The organism is Ensifer sp. R1-3 (assembly GCF_056739175.1).
Genome location: NZ_CP096516.1, coordinates 245,482 through 262,305 on the forward strand (window position 1 = coordinate 245,482; position 16,824 = coordinate 262,305).

The 16,824-nt window shown below is 63.2% G+C and carries 15 protein-coding genes; 9 read left to right on the forward strand and 6 right to left on the reverse strand.

From position 1 onward, the window contains the following. Both M1D43_RS18515 and M1D43_RS18520 read right to left on the reverse strand, forming a co-directional pair. Nucleotides 1-2,514 carry a TRAP transporter permease gene (locus tag M1D43_RS18515; protein ID WP_127577010.1) on the reverse strand — a complete coding sequence of 838 codons (2,514 nt, stop codon included), beginning with the start codon at nucleotides 2,512-2,514 and terminating at the stop codon, nucleotides 1-3. A 157-nt stretch (nucleotides 2,515-2,671) separates the two neighbouring features. Then, complete coding sequence (locus M1D43_RS18520; RefSeq protein ID WP_013850070.1) at nucleotides 2,672-3,655, reverse strand: TAXI family TRAP transporter solute-binding subunit; 984 nt, start codon at nucleotides 3,653-3,655, stop codon at nucleotides 2,672-2,674. A 311-nt stretch (nucleotides 3,656-3,966) separates the two neighbouring features. Between M1D43_RS18520 and M1D43_RS18525 the strand changes: the two genes are divergently transcribed. The 8 genes from M1D43_RS18525 to M1D43_RS18560 all read left to right on the forward strand — a co-directional run bounded on the left by M1D43_RS18525 (nucleotide 3,967) and on the right by M1D43_RS18560 (nucleotide 12,108). Further along, complete coding sequence (locus M1D43_RS18525; RefSeq protein ID WP_003525701.1) at nucleotides 3,967-4,326, forward strand: DUF2188 domain-containing protein; 360 nt, start codon at nucleotides 3,967-3,969, stop codon at nucleotides 4,324-4,326. A gap of 131 nt (nucleotides 4,327-4,457) precedes the next feature. After that, nucleotides 4,458-5,159, forward strand: coding sequence for a transcriptional regulator NanR (locus tag M1D43_RS18530; protein ID WP_013850069.1), 702 nt, complete (start codon nucleotides 4,458-4,460; stop codon nucleotides 5,157-5,159). A gap of 28 nt (nucleotides 5,160-5,187) precedes the next feature. Then, nucleotides 5,188-6,159: a sialic acid TRAP transporter substrate-binding protein SiaP gene (locus M1D43_RS18535; RefSeq protein WP_014530785.1), complete on the forward strand. Its 972-nt coding sequence runs from the start codon at nucleotides 5,188-5,190 to the stop codon at nucleotides 6,157-6,159. A 55-nt stretch (nucleotides 6,160-6,214) separates the two neighbouring features. Then, nucleotides 6,215-6,733, forward strand: a complete 519-nt coding sequence (locus M1D43_RS18540) for a TRAP transporter small permease (RefSeq protein WP_014530784.1) — start codon at nucleotides 6,215-6,217, stop codon at nucleotides 6,731-6,733. Continuing rightward, on the forward strand, nucleotides 6,734-8,014 hold the full coding sequence (locus tag M1D43_RS18545) for a TRAP transporter large permease (RefSeq protein ID WP_017264629.1): 1,281 nt from the start codon (nucleotides 6,734-6,736) through the stop codon (nucleotides 8,012-8,014). Then, complete coding sequence (locus M1D43_RS18550; RefSeq protein WP_498814369.1) at nucleotides 8,011-8,946, forward strand: dihydrodipicolinate synthase family protein; 936 nt, start codon at nucleotides 8,011-8,013, stop codon at nucleotides 8,944-8,946. Before M1D43_RS18545 ends, M1D43_RS18550 begins: the two co-directional genes overlap by 4 nt. 13 nt (nucleotides 8,947-8,959) lie before the next feature. Further along, complete coding sequence (locus tag M1D43_RS18555) at nucleotides 8,960-9,859, forward strand: N-acetylneuraminate lyase (protein ID WP_003525712.1); 900 nt, start codon at nucleotides 8,960-8,962, stop codon at nucleotides 9,857-9,859. 335 nt (nucleotides 9,860-10,194) lie between these two features. After that, nucleotides 10,195-12,108 carry an adenylate/guanylate cyclase domain-containing protein gene (locus M1D43_RS18560; RefSeq protein ID WP_015008609.1) on the forward strand — a complete coding sequence of 638 codons (1,914 nt, stop codon included), beginning with the start codon at nucleotides 10,195-10,197 and terminating at the stop codon, nucleotides 12,106-12,108. On the opposite strand, the gene M1D43_RS18565 is transcribed toward M1D43_RS18560, so the two are convergent. Further along, entirely contained in the window at nucleotides 12,105-13,238 is a 1,134-nt protein-coding gene (locus M1D43_RS18565) for a PQQ-dependent sugar dehydrogenase (protein WP_167693581.1), read from the reverse strand. The two genes, M1D43_RS18560 and M1D43_RS18565, sit on opposite strands and share 4 nt — an antisense overlap. 143 nt (nucleotides 13,239-13,381) lie before the next feature. Next, entirely contained in the window at nucleotides 13,382-13,543 is a 162-nt protein-coding gene (locus M1D43_RS18570; protein WP_010975189.1) for a Thivi_2564 family membrane protein, read from the reverse strand. Between the two features lie 196 nt (nucleotides 13,544-13,739). Between M1D43_RS18570 and M1D43_RS18575 the strand changes: the two genes are divergently transcribed. Then, nucleotides 13,740-13,967 (forward strand): hypothetical protein, encoded by a 228-nt coding sequence (locus M1D43_RS18575; protein ID WP_010975190.1) that lies wholly within the window; start codon nucleotides 13,740-13,742, stop codon nucleotides 13,965-13,967. Nucleotides 13,968-14,008: 41 nt separating this feature from the next. Here M1D43_RS18575 and dhaL read toward each other — a convergent pair whose 3' ends face one another. Together dhaL and M1D43_RS18585 are read right to left on the reverse strand one after the other, a co-directional pair. Then, entirely contained in the window at nucleotides 14,009-14,653 is a 645-nt protein-coding gene (dhaL, locus tag M1D43_RS18580; protein ID WP_017264418.1) for a dihydroxyacetone kinase subunit DhaL, read from the reverse strand. Nucleotides 14,654-14,734: 81 nt separating this feature from the next. Further along, complete coding sequence (locus M1D43_RS18585) at nucleotides 14,735-16,822, reverse strand: bifunctional sugar-binding transcriptional regulator/dihydroxyacetone kinase subunit DhaK (RefSeq protein WP_013850060.1); 2,088 nt, start codon at nucleotides 16,820-16,822, stop codon at nucleotides 14,735-14,737. Nucleotides 16,823-16,824 lie beyond the last annotated feature (2 nt).

Sequence of the window (16,824 nt, forward strand, 5' to 3'; positions counted from 1 at the left end):
TCATTTGCGCGCGGCCCCCGTCAGGCCGGCTTCGCTGCGATCGGCCCTTTTGCGCGCGAACTGTAAGCCGGCAATTCCCGCGGTCACAGCCAGCGCGATACCCACCGGGATGGCGCTTGACGGTTGCTCGGCTTTTCTCAGCACTGCGACGATGTCAAAGCCGACATCGAGGCCGATGCGCTTGGCATAGGAGCCGAAGTCGACATTGCTGATCATCAGACTCTCGCCCGCCGGTGTGACCGTGAGCCCGATCGATTGCAGCCGTTGAAGCGGTTCGCCGGGCTCGCCGAGCGGCACGTTGACGGTCTTGCGGACCTCGTCGCCCATCAGGTCGAAGCCCTGGACCACGAAGTTGATCCGGCCTTTTGCCGGAGCCTCCTCGACGGCTCGCAGGAATTCTGAGGCGGGCAGTTCCTCATAGGGCGGGGAGATCTGGTTGAGCCACCAATCGGGACGGAACAGTGTGAAGCAGACGAGCAGCAGCACCGCGCTCTCCCACAACCGGCTTTTCGTGACGAACCAGTTCATCGTCGCGGCCGAGAAAATGAGGATCGCAGCGAGCGATATGGCCGCCACCCAGATCGTATGCGCCCAGGTGTCGACGCCGATCAGCAGGATCGCCGGGTTGAATATGAAAACGAACGGCAGGATCGCGGTGCGCAGCGAATAGAGCGCCCCCTGAAAGCCCGTGGCGATCGGGTCTTCCTTGGAAATCGCCGCCGCGGCGAAGGCAGCCAGCCCAACCGGCGGCGTGATGTCGGCCATGATTCCGAAATAGAAAACGAAGAGGTGGACTGCGATCAGCGGTATGGCGAGGCCCGCCTGCGAGCCGAGCTCGACGACGACCGGCGCCATGAGGGTGGCCACCAGGATGTAATTGGCGGTGGTCGGAATTCCCATGCCGAGCACCAGGCTGATCGCGGCGATGAGGATCAGCATCATGATGACGTTGCCGCCCGAAATGAACTCGACGAGCTCCGTCATCATCAGGCCGAGGCCCGTGAGCGTGATCGTTCCGACGACGATACCGGCGGTGGCAGTGGCGACCGCGATGCCGATCATGTTGCGGGCACCGAGCGCCAGGCCGTCGGTCAGGTCCCAGGCGGCGGCGCGGACCGAACCAGCAACATCCTCCTTCCGGAAGATCGCCATCAGCGGCTTGCGGGTGGCGACGATGGCGATGATCGTCAGCGTTGCCCAGAAGGCCGAAAGCCCGGGCGAAAGCTGCTCGACCATCAGGCACCAGAGCAGGACGACAATGGGGATGAGGAAATCCAGCCCGGTCCGCGTCACATCCCATGCCCGCGGCAGTTCCAGGATCGGCGCGTCTGGATCGTCGAGCTCCAGGTCCGGATAGCGCGACGAGTACCAGATCGTCGCGATGTAGAGCGCCACGCCGGCAATCGCGAGCAGCAGAGGCGCGCTTTCTCCGAATGCGGCCCGAATGGCGATGATTCCGTAATAGAGAAGGCAGATTGCCAGCACGCTGCCGGCAAGTCCGATGCCCATGCGGAGCCACCGCTCGCGCATCGGAGTCGGACGCTGGGGGATCGGCTGCATGTTCAGCTTCACCGCCTCCAGATGCACCATGTAGAGAAGCGCTATGTAGGAGAAGACCGCCGGCAGCAGCGCATGCTTGACGATTTCCGAGTAGGGAATGCCGACATATTCGACCATCAGGAATGCGGCCGCGCCCATGACGGGCGGCATGATCTGGCCGTTGATCGAGGCCGTGGCTTCGATCGCGCCGGCCTTCACGCCGGAAAGCCCGGTGCGTTTCATCAGCGGAATGGTGAAGATGCCGCCCGACACGACGTTGGAGACCGACGAGCCGGAAACGACGCCGTTCAAGGCCGACGAGACGACCGCCACCTTGGCCGGGCCGCCGCGCAGATGTCCGAGCAGCGCGATGGAGATCTGCATCATCCAGTTGCCGGCACCGGCCTTCTCGAGCAGCGTTCCGAACAGGACGAAGAGGAAAACGAAACTCGTCGACACGCCGAGCGCAATGCCGAAAACACCCTCCGTCGTCAGCCATTGATGGTTGATGAACTTCACCAGCGAAGCGCCGCGATGCTGGATGACGTCGGGCATGTACTGCCCCGCGAAGGTATAGAAGATGAAGACGCCGGCGACGAACACCATCGGCAGACCGAGCGCGCGGCGCGTGGCCTCAAGCAGGAGCAGGATGCCAGCGGTGCCGGTGACGAGATCGAGCGTCGAGGGCTGGCCGGGCCGTCCGGCAAGCTCGCCATAAAAGAGGAACAGATAGGCGCCCGCGAAGGCGCCGAGCGCCGCGAGCACCCAATCGGCGAGCGGCACCCGGTCGCGCGGCGAACTTTTCAGCGCGGGATAGGCAAGGAAGGTCAGGAACAGCGCGAAACCGAGATGGATGGCGCGAGCTTCGGTATCGTTGAGAATGCCGAAGCCGAAGACGAAGGGCAGGGGAGACGCGTACCAGAGCTGGAACAGCGACCATGCCACAGCGGTGCAGAGCAATATCTGCCCGGTCAATCCTTTGGCGTTGCGTCCGCCGGTATCCGCTTCGGCGACCAGTTGCTCGAGGTCGACATCGACCTTCCGTTCTTGAAGTTCGCTCGTGACACCCTCCCATGCCGGTATTGCCGGCGAGCCGCCTTTCGGCCCGCCGGTAGACGTCAGAATGCGAAGCTTACTTCAACCAGCCCTTTTCCTTGTAATATTTTTCCGCACCCGGATGCAGCGGTGCAGAGAGGCCGTCCTTGATCATCTTGGCGGGCTCGAGATTGGCGAAAGCCGGGTGCAGCGACTTGAACTCGTCGAAATTCTCGAAAACCGCTTTCGTCAGCGCGTAGACGCTCTCTTCCGGAACATTGGCGGAGGTGACCAGGGTCGCCAGAACGCCGAAGGTTTCCGTGTCTTCCGGATTGTTGTTGTAGAGGCCGCCCGGAATGGTCGCCTTGGCGTAATAAGGATTGTCGGCGACCAGCTTGTCGACGACTTCGCCGGTGAGCGGCACCAGCTTCGCCGCGCAGGTCGTCGTCGGATCCTGAATATTGGCGGAGGGGTGCCCCACGCCGTAGAAGAAGCCGTCGATCTTGCCGTCGCAAAGCGCCGGGCCATGCTCGTCCGCCTTGAGTTCGGATGCGAGGGAGAAGTCGGCGAGCGTCCAGCCCATTGCGCCGAGCAGGCGTTCCATGGAGGCGCGTGTTCCAGAACCCGGATTGCCGACATTGAAGCGCTTGCCCTTGAAGTCCTCGAACTTCGTCACGCCGGCATTTGGGTGCGCCAACACCGTGAACGGCTCCGGATGAATCGAGAAGACCGCCCTGAGGTCGGCATGCGCGCCGCCCTCCTTGAACGCCTCGTCGCCCTTGAAAGCGTTGTATTGCACATCGGATTGTGCCATGCCGAAGTCGAGCTCGCCCTCCTTGATCGTGTTCACGTTGAACGCCGATCCGCCGGTGGATTCGACCGAACAGCGGATGCCGTGCGACTTCCGGTCCTTGTTCAGAAGCCGGCAGATGGCGCCGCCCGCGGCATAGTAGACGCCGGTGACGCCGCCGGTGCCGATCGTCACGAATTTCTGCTGCGCCGCGGCGCCGCCCGAGAAAAACAGTGCTGCCGAAAGGGCGGCGATCTGCGCTCCGCGCAGGGTAATCCGTTCATGTTTCATCTATTTCTCCCATAATGCTTCGCGTGCCACTGAGGCCGTCCCGAGATTTATGCCTGCAGCGCCACGCGTCCAGTCGGACGCGCAAAGGTCGCAGCGGCAGTTTGTATTACACGCAGAAGGGCACGTCCGTGCATGTTACGATCGTTGCCCTTTATCAAGCAAGGGGCATACTTTGCAAATCGGTCGGTCGGAATAACCGGCGATCGGAGCGGCCGGGTGTCTCGCCACGGTGGGGCCCTTCGCGGATGCCGATTATTGGGGAACCAAGAATGGGCGCCGGATGTTTTCCTCCTTCAAACGGGAGCATCGCCATGGCGACGATACGATATGAAATTGTGGAACACGATGGGGGCTGGGCCTACAAGGTCGACGACGTCTTCTCCGAGACCTTCCCCACCCATGACGATGCACTGGCCGCAGCCGAGATCGCGGCGCGCCATCATGAGCTTCCCGGCTCTACCGAGGCCATCGAGTTCCAGGATCCCGCCGGCCGTTGGCATGAGCAGGTCGCCTCCGGCTTCGATCGCCCGCATACCAGGGTCGTCGATACGCAGGATGCACGGGACGCGGCAGAACGCCCGGACAGCCCTGAGCCTCGACGTCCTTTGCAAACCGTCCTGGTTCTTGCCGGCCTCGGGCTCGCGATCGGATATTTTCTTCGTCGACATTAAGTCCAGTTGAGCACAGAGCCTCGACATGCGCCGTCCCGACGGCGGCGGAGAGCTGCCGTTGCGCGGCGAATGCGTTCCGGGCAGCCGACGCGCTCTTGACTCTCGTGGTATAACACCTTAACAATCACACCATGAGCACACTGGCCGTTCGCAAGAAGCTTTCCGACGAAGTCCGGTTGAAACTGGAGGAGATGATCCGCGACGAGATCTATCCTCTGGGGGCGACGCTTCCTTCCGAGCGAGACCTGATGGAATTGTTCGGGGTCGGGCGGCCCTCGATCCGCGAGGCGCTTTATGCGCTGGAGCGCATGGGGCTGGTGAAGGTCAGCACGGGCGAGCGTGCCAAAGTCACGCGGCCGACGCCGGACCACTTCCTGTCTTCGCTTGCGGGCGCTGCGCGCATGCTGCTCGGCCATCCCGAGGGCGTGGCCAATTTCGAGCAGGCGCGCCTGTTCCTGGAGGAGGGATGCGCGCGCCATCTTGCTGCCCATGCGACAGCGGAGCAGATCGAAGCAATCGACGCCGCGCTGGCGCGCAATGAGGCCGCCATCGGCAAGGCTCGCGCCTTTGCTGCCACCGATGTCGCCTTCCACCGCACGCTGACCCAGATGGTCTCGAATCCCATTTTCGTCGCGGTCCACGACGCGTTCGTGGACTGGCTGATCGGCCAAAGGCCTCTGCCGACCAGGCCGGAGATTTCCAACAGGGAGAGTTTCGAGGAGCACGTGGCGATCGTGGAGGCCATCCGCTCCCGCGATCCGGAGCGTGCCGGAAAGGTCATGCGCGAGCACCTGGAGAGTGCAGCGCGTAAATACAGGCAAACGAGCCCGTAGCATCGGGCCGATAATGGGAGGAGCAACAATGAAAACGGGAATGATTTCGCTCGCGCTTGCGGGGCTGCTGATGGCGTCGCAAGCCATGGCTCAAGAGGCGCGCACATTGCGCCTGGGAATGCAGGGTACGGCCGGAGACCCGCAATTCGAGGGCGTCACCGAGGCCGCGCGCATCATCAAGGAAAAATCGGGCGGCCGGCTGACGCTGGAAATCTTCCCGAATTCTCAGCTCGGTACATTCACCGAGATGATGGAGCAGGTGACGCTCGGCGAGCTCGACTTCACGCTGAACCCGTTTGGCGGGATGGACGCCTGGGTTCCCCGGGCGGTCTTGGCGAGCACCGCCTATGTCGTCGGCGACTTCGATCACCTTCAGAAGATCATCGCCTCCGACTGGGGTAAGGGGATCGTCGACGAGATGCGGACCGAGCACAAGTGGCGCATGGTCGACTCCTGGTACTTCGGGACGCGGCACACGACGGCAAAGAAACCGATCGAAAAGCCTGCCGATTTCGCGGGCATGAAGCTGCGCGTCCCGAACTCCGCGCCGCTTCTTACCTGGGCGAAGGCGATGGGCGCGAGCCCCACGCCGGTCGCATTCGCCGAGGTCTATCTTGCACTCCAGACCAATCAGGTGGACGGCCAGGAAAACCCGCTGCCCATCATCGACTCGATGAAGTTCACCGAGGTCCAGTCCCATGTCTCCCTGACTGGGCATCTGGTGCAGGACCAGGTCATCCTTATGTCGGAAGACACGTGGAATGCGCTCAAGCCCGCCGACCAGAAGGTCGTGATGGAGGCATTCGAGGCGGGCGGTGCCCTCAACGACAAGTTGGTCACCGACAAGGAAGCGAGCCTCGTCAGCGATTTTCGCGAGCGCGGCATCACCGTGGTCGAGCCCGACAAGGCGGCGTTCCAGGAAGCGATGAAGCCCGTCTATGCCGATCTCGACGCAAAATTCGGTGCCGACACGGTGAAGACGCTGCTCGATCTCCGTTAACCGCCCGCAGGCGCGGCCACAGATGGCCGCGCCCTCCATTCCGGGGAGTTCAGCAATGGCCAATCCAAGCCGCTGGCGAAGCTTTGCCCACATCGAAGAGTCACTGGCCGCGATCCTGCTGGTCTTCGCCTTCGTTGTGATCGCACTGCAGATCGTCACCCGTTTCGTCTTCCATGATCCGATGTTCTGGACAGAGGAGGCTGCGCGTTATGCCTTCGTCTGGCTGGTGGCGCTTGGCGCGGCAGAAGGCGTAACCTCACGGACGCACATCACCATGGATATCGTGCCGCGGATGCTCCCGGAGCGGGCGCAGCTCTTTCTGCGGCTCGTTCTGGATGTCCTGGTGCTCACCGCGCTGCTCGTTCTCGTTTACTACGGTTTCTTCGGGGCCATGCGCGCCCACAAGGTGATGTCGATCGCGATCGGCGTGCCGGAGTCGTGGCTTTACGGCGCCTTGCCCGTATTCGGCCTGTTGGCGGCTGTCCGGATCATGCTTGTCATGGCGCGGGATGTCCGGCTGCTTTTCGGCGCCCGCCGCCCGTCGGTCGATGCCCCTTTCGAAAGGTATCTCTAGATGGCGACGCTCTTCGGGGGATGGTTTGCCCTTCTGATCGCCGGCATGCCGGTTGGATTCACGCTGATCGTGGCTGCGCTCGCCTACATGCTCTGGCAGGGGACGGGCCTGAACTTTGCCGGCCAGCGCATGATCGCCGGCCTCAACAGCTTTCCGCTGCTTGCGGTCCCCTTTTTCATCCTCACCGCACAATTGATGAATCTCTCGGGCGTGACCGAGCGCATTTTCGACTTCGCCAAGGCGCTTGTCGGCCATATCAGGGGCGGGCTAGGCCATGTGAACATCATGGCGAGCGTGCTGTTTTCCGGCATGTCCGGCTCGGCCGTCGCCGATGCCGCCGGCCTTGGTCAGCTTGAGATAAAGGCCATGCGCGACGCCGGCTATGACGAGCAGTTTTCCGGTTCGATCACCGCCGCATCGGCAATCATAGGCCCGCTCATCCCGCCTTCCATTCCCCTCGTTGTCTATGGCGTGATCGCCAATACCTCGATCGGAGGCCTTTTCCTCGGCGGGATCGTACCGGGACTTCTTTGCGCGGCCTCGCTCATGATCATGGTCTACGTGATCGCCTGGCGCCGCAACTATGCGACCGCGCAGCGCGCCGGCTTTCGCCGGGTGTGGTCCACCTTCTGGCACGCGCTGCTTCCGCTCATCACGCCCTTCATCATCATCGGCGGCATCTTTGCGGGGGTGTTCTCGCCGACCGAGGCTGCGGTGGTCGCGGCCAGCTATGCGCTGTTCCTCGGTGTCGTCGTCTACCGTGAAATCACCTTCGCCAAACTCGTGACCGTACTGCGCGAGACTGTCAGCCATACGGCCGCCGTCGGCCTTCTCATCATGGGCGTGTCGCTATTCGGCTATGTGATCGCGCGAGAGCAGGTACCCCAGCACGTCGCCACGTTCTTTCTCACATATGCGGAAGACCCGCTGACATTCCTGATCCTCGTCAATCTCATGCTGCTTGCGCTCGGGACCTTTATCGAGGCCCTGGCAATCCTGCTGCTCATCGTACCGGTGCTGGTCCCGACCGCGCTCCAATTCGGTGTGGATCCCGTCCACTTCGGCGTCATGGTCGTGTTCAACCTGATGATCGGCATTTTGACGCCGCCCATGGGCGTGGCGCTCTTCGTCGTGTCCAAGGTCGCCGACATTCCCTTCGGCGTGCTCGCACGCGGTATCCTGCCTCTTCTCATTCCGCTCATCGTCGTCCTGGTGCTGATCACCATCTTTCCGGCGCTCGTCACCTTCATCCCCGACCAGATGCTCGGAGCCGCCCGATGAGCCCGCAAGTCAGGCCGCCCGAAGGCATCTGGGGAGCAGTGCTCCTGCCGCTGGACCGACGAGGGGAAATCGAATGGTCCGCTTTGGATGAGCAGCTTTCCGCGCTCCTCGAAAGCGGAATTCAGGGCGTCTACACCAACGGCACCGCGGGTGAATTCCACAGCCAGACGGAGCGTGAATTCGACCGGCTGAGCCAGTTGGTCTCCGAGTTTTGCCATTCCGTCGCCCTGCCGTTCCAGATCGGCGTGTCGCATTCGAATGCGCGTGTCGCGCGCGAACGCCTGGCCCGCGTCGCCTCTCTGCGACCTGATGCCGTTCAGATCACCCTGCCGGACTGGTGGGCCCCGAGCTATGACGAGGCGGAGGTCTTCTTCGCCGGTATGGCGGCAACTGCGCCCGACACTCCGCTGATCCTTTATAACCCGCCTCATGCCAAGCGCCGGCTGAACCTTGACGAGATCGCAAGGCTAAAGGCCCGTCTCTCTATGCTCATCGGGGCCAAACTGCCGGGCGGCGACGAAGTCTGGTACGGGGAGCTTCGTCGCAAGCTGCCGGATCTCGCCGTCTTCATTCCCGGACATTTCATGGCGAGCGGCTGCCTCGGAGGCGGCCGCGGCTCCTATTCCAATGTCGCCTGCCTGAGCCCCGCCGGGGCCGTCAGGTGGTGGCATCAGCTTCGGGAGGATCCGGCAGGCGCTCTTGCCTTCGAGGCCCGCGTCGTCGGCTTCATGAACGAGCATGTCCTGCCGCTTGCTGTGCGCCATGGCCTGTCCAACGCCGCGCTCGACAAGGCGATGGCTGCAGCCGGCCGCTGGTGCCCAATCGGGCCGGAATTGCTTTGGCCCTATAGGTCCGCCCCCGGTGAAGCGGTGATCGAGCTTGGCACCGCTGCCCGCCGCCAACTGCCCGAGCTTTTTTCCACGAGCCAGTGAAAGCGATCATAAGATGAAACTCGAAGGGATCTATTCGGCCCTCCTTACCCCGTTCTCCGAAGACGAAAGCATTGACCGGCAGGCCATCGGGGCGCTCGTCGATTTTCAGGTCCGTCTCGGCATCGACGGGGTCTATGTCGGCGGCAGCTCGGGCGAAGCGATGCTGCAGTCGCTCGACGAGCGCGCGGACTACCTCTCCGACGTTGCCGCCGCCGCGTCCGGCCGCCTGACGCTGATCGCTCATGTCGGCACGATCGCGACGAGAGATGCGCTCAGGCTTTCGCAGCATGCGGCCAAATCGGGTTACCAGGCGATTTCGGCGATCCCGCCCTTCTACTACGACTTCTCCCGGCCCGAAGTCATGGCGCATTATCGGGAGCTCGCCGATGCTTCGGCCCTGCCTCTCATCGTCTATAACTTCCCGGCCCGCACCAGCGGCTTCACCTTGCCCGAACTGGTCGAGCTTCTCTCGCATCCCAACATCATCGGCATCAAGCATACGTCGAGCGACATGTTCCAGCTCGAACGCATCCGGCATGCAGTACCCGACGCCATCGTATACAACGGCTATGATGAAATGTGCCTGGCCGGTTTCGCGATGGGCGCACAGGGTGCGATAGGCACCACGTATAATTTCATGGGCGATCTGTTCGTCGCGCTCAGGGACTGCGCAGCGGCCGGGCGGATCGAGGAGGCCCGGCGGCTGCAGGCCATGGCGAACCGCGTGATCCAGGTGCTGATCAAGGTCGGCGTCATGCCGGGGTCCAAGGCGCTGCTCGGCATCATGGGCCTTCCCGGAGGCCCCTCCAGACGCCCCTTCCGGAAGGTCGAAGAGGCGGATCTCGCAGCCCTTCGCGAAGCCGTGGCGCCGGTCCTCGCGTGGCGCGAGAGCACTTCCAGAAAAAGCATGTAACGGTTTTCCGTCCGGAAGTGCGCCATTTCAAGAGGTTAGAGCGTTGGTATCTTGATGAAACACTAAAACGCTCTAACTCCGCGCGGGTACCCGACTGCAATGGAATTGTCGCCACCCAAAGGCCGCAATCATGTGCAGTGTATGAGCGACCGTTCGCGTCCTTCTTCGTAGCCATACCCTCTTACGCCAAGCACCCGGTTCCTTGTCAACGGCGAGTTGGAACGCACGCGTCGTCGCAGGATGCACTCCGCAGGCGATGCGGCGGACACGGAGTTTTGAGTGGACGGGTGGGGTTGGTCCAATAAAGATGCGCGTGAAGACTGTCGAGGCTCGTGATGGAACGTAAACTCGCAGCAATCGTCGCTGGCGACATCGTCGGCTATACCCGTCTGATGTCCGAGGATGAATCCTCGACCTATGCCGCCCTGCGGGCGACTTTCAGCGGACTGATCATACCTTCGGTCGAGAAGCACGGCGGCCGCACCTTCAAGACGACAGGGGACGGTTTTCTCGCGACGTTTCCGAGCGTCAACGAGGCGCTCGATGCCGCGATCGAAATCCAGAACGGATTTTCCGAGCAGCCCTTCGACATGCGCCTCGGCATCAACCTCGGCGACGTCATAGAAGCCGACGGCGACATGTTCGGCGACGGCGTGAACGTCGCGTCGCGGCTCGAAGCCATGGCCGAGCCGGGCGGCATTTTCGTGAGCGAGGCGGTGGTCCGCAGCGCCGACCGGAACCGCAGCAAGCTCTTCTACAGCATCGGCCGGAGGCAGGCGAAGAACATTCCCGAGCCGTTCGCCGTCTACGCGGTGCGGCTCGATGCGGACGAAAAGAACCGTCGCGGCTGGCTTGGGCGGATCGCTCGTGGCCGGCGCGCGGCCTTGCCCTACGCCATCGGGGCCGCGGCACTCGTCCTCGCCGCTGCCGCAGCGCAGGCGCCGGAGGTAAGAGCCGTCGGCGCCGACCTGGCCGGCAGCCTCGCGCGCCTGGCGGGCGGCGAACTCGCCGATGCAAGGCCGACGGTTGCGGTGCTGCCCTTCGACAATATGAGCGGCGACGCCGAGCAGAGCTATTTCGCCGACGGGCTTACCGAGGATATAATCGCCAATCTGGCGCGAAACCCCGAGCTTCAGGTGATTGCCCGCAATTCGACCTTCGCCCTGCGCGGTCAGGCAGAAGACATCCGCCTCATCGGCGAAAGGCTGGGTGCCGGCTATGTGGTCGAAGGCAGTGCCCGGCGCGCCGGGGACCAGCTTCGCGTGGTGGCGCAGCTGATCGATGCGCGCAGCGGTGCGCATCTCTGGTCGCGCAGTTACGACCGCCGGGTCGAGGACATATTTGCCGTCCAGACCGAGCTGACGGCCGAAATCGTCTCGCATCTGGTTTCCTATGTGCGCGAGTCGGAAGTCTCGAATGCGGCGGAACGGCCGACCGAGAACCTCCAGGCTTACGACCTCGTCCTCAAGGCGCGTGACCGCTACAAGCACGGTTCGAAGGATGCGGAGGCGCTGATCGCTGCCCGTGCGCTGCTTCATCGTGCCCTCGAGCTTGACCCCGGTTACGCCGCGGCGCGCGCGAATCTGGGGATGACCTATATCGTCGACTTCGTGCAGAACCTCAGCGGCAGGGCGACGACGACCGATGTGGAAACCGGCCTCAGCGAGGCACGCCAGGCAGTCCGCCTCGATCCGAACCTCGCTGCCGGCTTCCAGGTCCTCAGCTTCGGCCTTTCGGCAACCGGCGACTATCCCGGCGCCATGCAGGCGGCACAAAGGGCCGTCGAACTCAATCCGAACGACCCGGACAGCCTGATGGCGCTGGCAAAGGCGCAGGTCCGGTTCGGCAGCTATGACGAGGCGGTGCAAAACGCCGAGCGGGCTCGCCGGCTGCATCCCATGGCACCGGAATATTATACCTATGTCTACGGGCAGGCGCTCTATGCTGCCGGTCGTCTCGATGAGGCCGACGAGGTCTTGCGGGAATGCCTCATCCGTGCGCCGCAGGAGGCGGATTGCCTGCTGATACGGACGGCGGTTCTGAGCCAGCGGGGAGACGTCGAGGGAGCGCAGCGCACAATGGCGCGCCTGACCGAAGTGGACCCCGAATTTTCGCTCGCAAGCGAGCGCTCCATGCGCCGCTTCGGCGACTCCGCGCTGATGGAGCAATTCCTCTCCCGGCTCGCCGAAGCAAATGCCCCGGACGTAACGAGCGGTTTCCTTCACCCGCGCACGCAATCCCGGACCTAGTTGGCGGGCCTCAAGCGCAGAATCCTGCCGGATGCGGCGTCGATCAGCGCGAGCACCGAGCCATCGGAAGCCTGGAGGAGATCGCGAATCCGTGCCTCGAGCGAAAGAACTTCCTCGCCGGTCACCTTCTGGCCGTCCGTCTGCACTCTGACGATACCGCCTGCCGACAGGCCGCCGATCAGGAGGTCGCCCCGCCAGTCCGCAAACAGGTCGCCCGTATAGAACATCATTCCCGAGGGTGAGATCACGGGCGTCCAGCTATGGATGGAGCCTGCGAATTCGGGCCGGCTCGGCGGATCGGGAATTCGTTCGCCCGTATAATGTCTGCCCCAGCTCACCGCCGGCCAGCCATAGTTTTTGCCGGCCTCGGGTATGTTCAACTCGTCTCCCCCCATCGGTCCCATCTCTGCCGTCCAAAGCACGTCGGTTTCCGGATGAATGGCGGCGCTCTGCACGTTGCGGTGGCCGTAGGACCAAATCTCGTCGGCGCCCTCGCGGCCGACGAAGGGGTTGTCGTCCGGTATCGAGCCATCGGGATTGAGGCGGACGATCGTGCCGAGATGGTTGGCCGGATCCTGGGCCTCCTGCATGTCGAAGCGTTCGCCGAGCGTGATGAATAGTTTGCCGTCCGGCGCAAAGGCCAACCTCGAGCCGAAATGATTCTCGCCTGAAGCCGCCGGCTCCTGCCGGAAGATTATCTTGAAATCGGAAAGCGCGGTGGCGTCGTCGTTCAGCCGGCCACGGCCGACCGAGGTGGCCGCGCCGCCTTCGCGTTCCTCGGCAAAGGAAAGATAGACAGTCCTGTTCGTCGCGAAATCCGGATCGAGTGCAACATCGAGAAGCCCACCCTGACCCTGGGCGAAGACATCCGGGACCCCTTCGATCGGTTCGCCGACGGCTCCCTCGGCCGAAACGAGGCGCAGCCTGCCGGGACGCTCCGTCACCAGCATGTCGCCATCCGGCAGAAGGGCAGCGCCCCAGGGATGCTCGAGGCCGCCCGCGAAGACTTCGACGCTGACCGGCCCGCTTTCGGTGTCGAGCATACGCGGCGAATCCTGCGCAGTCGCGGTCTGGTGCCGCGCAACGGCCACCGCCGCCGCCAATGCCAGGAAAACAGCTGCTCGCATCATGGCCGCCTCCGTTCGTTTCACGAACCGCACTGTTCACTCGGCCCCTAATGGGGAAGCCGGGCCAAGGTTCCCGGCAGTGCTGCAGGCCGCGTTCACATGTTGCTGCCGCCGGGAGGGACAGGGGACCGCAGCACCGGTGGAGGTCAGAACACGGCAAGATACCGCAGCAGCGACAGGATGCCGATAATGATGACGATGACCTGGACAATCTGTTTGGTGCGCCCGTCGAGGGGAAGCCGATTGACGAGATAGAGAACCAGTATGACGACGAGAAAGGTGATCAGGATGCTGATCAATACCGACATGTTGTCTGCCTCGTTCGTTGAAAAGTGCTGCCTTCTATTTCAACTATGGGAGGCAAAGCAAAAGGCAAGTGGAGGGCTTTGGTGTTCGCTTAACTCTCTTCACCGAAGATTGTGGCGGGGGTCTGGATTCGAGCCGTATCCGCACCGATATTAACTCATCATCAACAAAGCCGCTTTGATTAGAGGGTCAAAGGAAATGTCGGTGCGCTTCTCGGATCTCGCCATTGACGACGACGAAATCTTGATGTTGCGACGTGTTCACGTTTATGCCTGCTCCTCCAGGGAGCTGGAGCCGGAAAGCGAACACGGTGCGGAGTTGGGCAAGATGCTGTTCCATCTTTACCGGCAGGGCGTGAGGAGTGAACTCGCGCTGATGCAGATGTTGACGGCGGGTGAGGCCCCGCCGGCGCCGGAAGCGGGTTAGAGCACTTCCCGGAAAACCGTGTAATGAAGCAGTGAGGCGCTCTAGCCCTCGCGCAGGGTTTGGGCCATGGCACGAATGATCAGGACGGCCGAGGCGGCGCCGGGATCCATGTGACCGAGCGAGCGCTCTCCGACCCGGGCCGCACGGCCTTTCGTCGCCACCATGGAACGCGTAGCGCTGGCGCCGTTCTCGGCGGCTGCGGTCACATCCGCCCAGAAGGCGGCGGTGGACTTGGCGGCTGCGACCGCCTGCGCCGCTGCGTCGGCGGCGGGAAGCCAGACATCGAGCATCGTCTTGTCGCCGCGCTGCCCTTTGCCGCGCTCGCCTATGCCGGAGGCAACCGCCTGGATGAGGAGAGAGCAAGCCTCGATGTCCAATGTGTCGCGTCCTTCCAGGGCCTGGGCCGCACGGCGGAAGGCGGTGGCGTAAAGCGGTCCCGTCGAAGCTCCGACGGCATTCAGGAAGGCGCTTGCCGCCGCGGTCATGACGCCGCTCAGCCCGGCGCTGCCTGCATCCGTCCTTGCAAGTTCGCCGGTCACGGCTGAAAAGCCGATCGCCATGGTGATCCCGTGATCGGCATCGCCGATCGCGCCGTCAAGTTCGGACAGGTGGTCTCTCTCCGCCTCGATGGCAGTGGAGATCGCCTCGAACACTTCGATCAAGCGGCGCACCGCGCTTTCCGACATCATTTTCCTCCCGCGGCCTTCGGGTGGATCCGCAGCACCGGCCAGGGCTTCCGCCGGTTCCAGCTGATCTCCAGGCCAGTTCTAGTTGACCTTCAGGAAGGCCGTTTCGCAAGGGTGATGAAGCAGATCGGACAGCTCCTGATCAAGATGGAGAATGGTGATCGAAGCGCCGGCCATGTCCAGTGAGGTGCAATAATGTCCGATCCAATTCGCTTCGATCAGAATGTCCTTTGCCGCCAGTCGCTGCTGGACCCGCCGGAACAGGATATAGAGTTCCATGAGGGGCGTCGCACCGAAGGAATTGACGAGAACGGCGACGCGCTCGCCGGGTGCTGTCTTCATCTCCTTGAAGATGCGGTCCATGATGCTGTCGGTAATCTCGTCCGCCGATCGGATGCGCTCGCGCGTCACCCCCGGTTCGCCGTGGATGCCCATGCCGACCTCCATGTCGTCCGGGCCGATCTCGAAATTGTGCCGGCGCGTCTGCGGCATCGATCCGGGTTCGAGCGCGACTCCCACCGTATAGGTGCGCAGGTTCGCCTTTCGCGTGACGGCTTCGCACGCTTCCAGCGACAGGCCCCGATCGCAGGCCGCGCCCGCGATCTTGAAGATGAAGAAGTTGCCGGCAACGCCGCGCCGGCCCTCGCGGTCTTCGACCGGCGAGGAGGCGACGTCGTCGGTCGTCAGGACAGTCTTTACCTTGATGCCCTTTTCTTCGGCGATTTCAGCCGCCATCTCGAAGTTCATCACGTCGCCGGCATAGTTGCCGTAGACGAAGAGCACTCCTTCGCCTCCGGACGCGGCCTCGGCGCATTGCACGATCGGATCGGGCGGCGGTGAGGAAAAGATGTTGCCGACCGCAACCGCATCGGCGAGACCCTTGCCGACATAACCGAGGAAGCACGGCTCGTGCCCCGTGCCCCCGCCGATGACGAGGCCGACTTTTCCGGGCCTGGGGCCGTTGCGCGCGACGAGCGCCCGGTGCGATCCGTTGATCGGCTGCAGGTAAATCTCATGCGCCTTGACGGCTCCATCCAGCATCTCTTCGACGACTTCGTTCGGGTTGTTGAGGAATTTCTTGACGTGGGTGCGATAGGAGCTCGGTGTCTGGACAAGCTTCGGGCGGTGCGAAAGCTTGGCGTCGAGTGCCGTGACGCCGTCGGCCCGCAAGATACCGTGACCGGTCGCCGCGTCCGTGATGAGCACGTTGACATAGCCGCCGCGTAACGCCGCGAGCAGGGCCGGAACCTTGTCGAAGCCGCCAGCGACCGCAATGCGCGTTCCTATCTTGCGGAGCAGGTCCAGCGAGATGCCGACCGTGCGATGGTCGAGCGGGCCCGCGACCGGACGGCCGCGTTCATCGATGAAACGGCCCGCAACGACGCCGACGGCGCCGGCCGCCAGATAGTCCTGCAGCGAGACCGATTCGAAGAAACCGCTGGTATGAATGGTGGAATTCGGCCGAAGAGAGGAGATGCCGAAAAGCACCCGGTTTGCCCTCGCCAAAGTCGCGAACTGCTCCTGAACCAGAGGCTCTTCCAGAAGCATATGCAGGAGCTCGGGCGATTTGACCACCGCCGGCGCGGTGATGTTGACGCAGCGGGCCGAAATTGCACGGGCGACCGCCGAGGCACAAAGCTCCGGCGTATAGGCAAAAGAGGCCGTGGTGCCGCCGGTCGCCTGAACCACCGTCATGTCCTGAAGGGAAGCGATCCCGGCGTGTTCGCCAACAGAAAGCACGGTGCGGCCCCAGGCGACGGCGAGCGTATCGCCGGATTTCAGGAGTTTTGGAAGCGCCTGCGCCCCGGCCGCGCCGAGGCGATCGATCAATGGACGTGCATTGTCGTCGCTCGGGACCACGAGACAGTCGGTCAGGCCGAAATGCCGCTTCAATTCCTGGGCGATGGTGAGCGATGCCAGCCGCGCCGGCTCGATCGAAATGTTGACGATGCCTTTTTCGCGGGCGTCGGCGAGATAGCTGTTTACCGTCGCCCGCGACACACCCATGGCCTCGGCGATCTCGCCCTGCGTCATGCCGTCTTCGTAATAAAGCCAGCAGGCCCAGACATAGGGGTCGTCACCGTAGCGCAAGGGGATCGCGTCCGAAGCATCGATCGTACCGCTTCGATTGGCAGCGCCCTTGCGCGCAGAAGGTGTCTTGATCGTCATGC

Coding starts and splice junctions, on each gene's coding strand:
- M1D43_RS18545 (WP_017264629.1), top strand. CDS start 6,734: ATGGCGACGCTCTTCGGGGGATGGTTTGCCCTTCTGATCGCCGGCATG.
- M1D43_RS18550 (WP_498814369.1), top strand. CDS start 8,011: ATGAGCCCGCAAGTCAGGCCGCCCGAAGGCATCTGGGGAGCAGTGCTC.
- M1D43_RS18560 (WP_015008609.1), top strand. CDS start 10,195: ATGGAACGTAAACTCGCAGCAATCGTCGCTGGCGACATCGTCGGCTAT.
- M1D43_RS18535 (WP_014530785.1), top strand. CDS start 5,188: ATGAAAACGGGAATGATTTCGCTCGCGCTTGCGGGGCTGCTGATGGCG.
- M1D43_RS18585 (WP_013850060.1), bottom strand. CDS start 16,822: ATGACGATCAAGACACCTTCTGCGCGCAAGGGCGCTGCCAATCGAAGC.
- M1D43_RS18555 (WP_003525712.1), top strand. CDS start 8,960: ATGAAACTCGAAGGGATCTATTCGGCCCTCCTTACCCCGTTCTCCGAA.
- M1D43_RS18525 (WP_003525701.1), top strand. CDS start 3,967: ATGGCGACGATACGATATGAAATTGTGGAACACGATGGGGGCTGGGCC.
- M1D43_RS18530 (WP_013850069.1), top strand. CDS start 4,458: ATGAGCACACTGGCCGTTCGCAAGAAGCTTTCCGACGAAGTCCGGTTG.
- M1D43_RS18520 (WP_013850070.1), bottom strand. CDS start 3,655: ATGAAACATGAACGGATTACCCTGCGCGGAGCGCAGATCGCCGCCCTT.
- M1D43_RS18565 (WP_167693581.1), bottom strand. CDS start 13,238: ATGATGCGAGCAGCTGTTTTCCTGGCATTGGCGGCGGCGGTGGCCGTT.
- M1D43_RS18540 (WP_014530784.1), top strand. CDS start 6,215: ATGGCCAATCCAAGCCGCTGGCGAAGCTTTGCCCACATCGAAGAGTCA.
- M1D43_RS18575 (WP_010975190.1), top strand. CDS start 13,740: ATGTCGGTGCGCTTCTCGGATCTCGCCATTGACGACGACGAAATCTTG.
- dhaL (WP_017264418.1), bottom strand. CDS start 14,653: ATGTCGGAAAGCGCGGTGCGCCGCTTGATCGAAGTGTTCGAGGCGATC.
- M1D43_RS18570 (WP_010975189.1), bottom strand. CDS start 13,543: ATGTCGGTATTGATCAGCATCCTGATCACCTTTCTCGTCGTCATACTG.